Genomic DNA, 3,496 nt, shown 5'->3' with positions numbered 1-3,496 from the left:
TTCAACAAGTAAGGATTTTATGTACTATATACGATATTTTTTAAAAATATTGTAGAAAATGAAAAATAATTAGTTGGCGGAGTTAAAGTGATTTTTGGAAAAATACACGTTTATATTAGGGGATTAATCTAAGCATTAAATATATTCGTACGTATAATTATAATATGTGAGCTGTGAACGTAATCAACTTGAATTTCCAATTTGATTATTAGTAGCTATTTTTATTCTAAGGAAAATTCAGGTGCCTAGATATTTATTGGTATTAAAAAATAATTCTTAGTTTAAAAATAATCTCTCAAAATATTAAATAAGGAGGAAACAAATGAATAGTAATAATTGTTTTGGTCACAATAATTGTAATCCAATCGTTTTTACATCAGACTGTTGTGATAATCCGCAAACAGTACCAATTACTAGTCAGCAATTGGGACAACTAATAACATTATTAAACTCATTAATAACAGCTATCGCTGCATTCTTTGCAGATCCAAGTGATGCAAATAGATTAACATTACTCAATTTATTTACTCAACTACTAGATTTACTCAATTCGTTAGCACCGTCTCCAGAAGGTAATTATTTAAAACAATTAATTCAAAGTATAATAACTTTACTACAATCTCCAAACCCAGACCTAGGTCAATTAGCATCGTTGTTACAACAATTTTATAGTGCGCTTGCACCATTCTTCTTCTCATTAATTCTTGACCCTGCAAGTTTACAACTCCTATTAAACTTATTAACTCAATTAATTGGTGCTACTCCAGGAGCAGGAGCGACAGGTCCAACAGGCGCAACGGGAGCGACAGGCCCGACAGGTCCAGCAGGGACTGGTGGTGGAGCAGGTTCGACGGGTCCAACAGGAGACACAGGTCCAGCAGGTCCGACGGGTCCAACAGGAGACACAGGTCCAGCAGGCCCGACGGGTCCAACAGGAGACACAGGTCTAGCAGGCCCGACGGGTCCAACAGGAGACACAGGTCTAGCAGGCCCGACAGGTCCAACAGGAGACACAGGTCTAGCAGGCCAGACAGGTCCAACAGGAGACACAGGTCTAGCAGGCCCGACAGGTCCGACAGGAGACACAGGTTTAGCAGGCCCGACAGGTCCGACAGGAGACACAGGTTTAGCAGGCCCGACAGGTCCAACAGGAGCAACAGGAGGTGCGGGAGCAGGGTCCATCATTCCTTACGCATCTGGAATTCCAGCAGTACTAGTAACGGTTCTTGGAGGGCTAGCTGATACAGGGACAGTTCTAGGGTTTGGAAACTCGTTTGTTGGTGTTCAAGTAGGTGGTGGCTCAATCAACTTAAGTCCATTAATTACTGATTTTGCATTTGTGGCACCTCGAGCGGGTACAATTACTTCATTAGCTGGCTTCTTCAGTGCAACAGCAGCAATATCTTTACTAGGTAACGTGCAAATTGAATTGCAATTGTACAGCGCACCAGCGACAAGCAATACCTTTACTCCAGTAGGTACACCGTTGTTATTAGCTCCAGCATTGAATATTATTAATATTGGTACTACTTCGACGGGTATAAGTGCACAAGCGATTCCGGTAGCTGCACAAGACAAAATATTATTAGTTGTTTCTACAAATACACTTGGTTTAAGTTTAGCCTCTGTTATTGCAGGATTTGTGAGTGCAGGTATTACATTCGAATAGTATTTAATATATGTCTTGGTTAAAAAATAGTTGTAAAAAGAGGTTGTCAAAAAGTATTTATAGAATTACTTTTAAAGACAATCTCTTTTTATATGAATTCTATATTTAGCTGTATTAATTTTTGTTAATTTGTATACTTAGTAAATCAATTGAACAGCTTGAAAAGTAAGATTAAATGTATAATAATTATGTTGAAGAAAGTTTTATATTATGAATTTACTTAGTCAAAGAAAATAAGGAATAAATATAAAAAAGAATAAAGTTCGGCTAGAAAACTAGAGGACACCAATTCATTAAAGCAGCAATTAAAGCTGTTTTAGGAATAGGTGTCCTTTTTATTTTGAAAAGGGAGATGGGGAAATGAAGGTGTTAAAGGATCAGCTACGTGAATGGAAAAAGCAATCAAAACAAGTAAAGAAGAAAAATAAGAAAAAACGGAAAGAAAAATTAAGTACTCGTGACATTGAAGATTTAATGGGGATGCATAGACCTTGTTACGAGCGTAGACGTGGAGCATTAAGACAAAAATAATAACAATGGAGGAATTTAATATGAATAAACAATTATCATTTAAAATGCCCGTTTTAGATGAAGAAGAGACAAAGAATGAAGTTGAAAAAGTATTTGAGGAGTATCGTATGTATTTATCTCAAATGCCAAGTGACATTTTACCTAAAGTAACCGCATCGTATTCAATTGTTCCTCCATCTGTAACGAATGAATTCAACAGTTCTACAGAAAACATAGCGATTGAAAGGCTGCAATATGAAATGGCTAGAGATAAATTTATGAATTGGGTTCATAGGGCTGTTAACAGATTGCCAAAAAGAGAAAGACAGATCATTCATATGTATTATATGGAAGAGGAGAAGGGGTACGATCCAGACATTATGGATGAAGTGAGATTGGGTAGAACCACGTATTATAAGGTGAAAGGAAAAGCTTTATTACGTTTAGCTTTCGGTTTGCGAAAAGAAGTATTTAAACAAAAGGCGCAAAATGAAGAGGGAGAAGTAGTATGAACATTGTACAGCCGATTCGTGATAAAGAAATAATACAAGAAATAAAGGAATTCTATAAGAAGCAGAATGAGAGGAACTACATTCTGTTTCTTCTTGGTATTAATACAGGATTCAGAATATCGGACATCTTGCGTTTACGTGTTCGTGATGTGGAAGGTTGGAATATTGTAATACGCGAAAAGAAAACAAGAAAGATTAAAGATGTGAAGATGCCTTCAGAGCTGAAGAGAGCCATCAGAAATTATACTGAAGGAAAGCCAAAGAATGAATACCTGATTAAGAGTAGGAACGGAAAAAACAAACCGATTACTCGTGCAATGGCATATGTCATATTGAATCAAGCTGCAGAAGAGTTTGGATTGGAACGTATCGGTACTCATTCACTTAGAAAGACATATGGGTATCACCATTACAAACAATTTAAAGATGTAGTTGCTTTGCAAAAGATGTTAAATCATACAGATCAGAAAGAAACATTGAGATACATTGGAATGGAACAAGATACATTAAATGATTATCAAAGGAAGTTTAGAATCTAGCTCCTTTATTTTTTAACATTTATTGAATTAGCTTTAAACAGAAAGTGTCAAATTCATTTTTATAAAATGCGAAAGAGATTGGTATATCTAAGGTTAAACGGAATAGGTGAATTTAACACAATCTAGTTTATAGCTAATTCATTTTTAGAGATTATGAATCATTAATAGCAAAAACTATCAAAAAAGGTGAGGAAAAAGTATATTTTTTTTTGATAAAATGAGAGATATAAAGGAGATGGTAATTGTGGAGAAAATGTATCATATAA

General features: G+C 35.6%; 4 protein-coding genes. All 4 read left to right on the top strand.

Annotated elements, in window-relative coordinates; translation table 11 throughout:
- Positions 1-322 precede the first annotated feature (322 nt).
- A complete protein-coding gene (locus tag MR160_RS33120; protein ID WP_242299164.1) occupies positions 323-1,669 on the top strand; it encodes an exosporium glycoprotein BclB-related protein in 1,347 nt (448 codons plus the stop codon).
- Positions 1,670-2,029: 360 nt separating this feature from the next.
- Positions 2,030-2,200 (top strand): hypothetical protein, encoded by a 171-nt coding sequence (locus MR160_RS33115; RefSeq protein ID WP_086395683.1) that lies wholly within the window; start codon positions 2,030-2,032, stop codon positions 2,198-2,200.
- A gap of 20 nt (positions 2,201-2,220) precedes the next feature.
- Positions 2,221-2,691, top strand: coding sequence for an ArpU family phage packaging/lysis transcriptional regulator (locus tag MR160_RS33110; RefSeq protein ID WP_242299163.1), 471 nt, complete (start codon positions 2,221-2,223; stop codon positions 2,689-2,691).
- Positions 2,688-3,230, top strand: coding sequence for a tyrosine-type recombinase/integrase (locus MR160_RS33105; RefSeq protein WP_001028518.1), 543 nt, complete (start codon positions 2,688-2,690; stop codon positions 3,228-3,230). Before MR160_RS33110 ends, MR160_RS33105 begins: the two co-directional genes overlap by 4 nt.
- Positions 3,231-3,496: the final 266 nt, after the last annotated feature.

This window comes from Bacillus cereus group sp. BfR-BA-01382, assembly GCF_022663475.1.
Taxonomy (GTDB): Bacteria; Bacillota; Bacilli; order Bacillales; family Bacillaceae_G; genus Bacillus_A; species Bacillus_A thuringiensis_S.
The sequence above is the reverse complement of the archived record's forward strand: the minus strand, read 5'-3'. Positions and strand labels throughout refer to the sequence as shown.

Bases quoted from the DNA above. Each gene is read 5' to 3' on its own strand.
- MR160_RS33105 (WP_001028518.1), top strand. From the start codon at position 2,688: ATGAACATTGTACAGCCGATTCGTGATAAAGAAATAATACAAGAAATA.
- MR160_RS33120 (WP_242299164.1), top strand. From the start codon at position 323: ATGAATAGTAATAATTGTTTTGGTCACAATAATTGTAATCCAATCGTT.
- MR160_RS33110 (WP_242299163.1), top strand. From the start codon at position 2,221: ATGAATAAACAATTATCATTTAAAATGCCCGTTTTAGATGAAGAAGAG.
- MR160_RS33115 (WP_086395683.1), top strand. From the start codon at position 2,030: ATGAAGGTGTTAAAGGATCAGCTACGTGAATGGAAAAAGCAATCAAAA.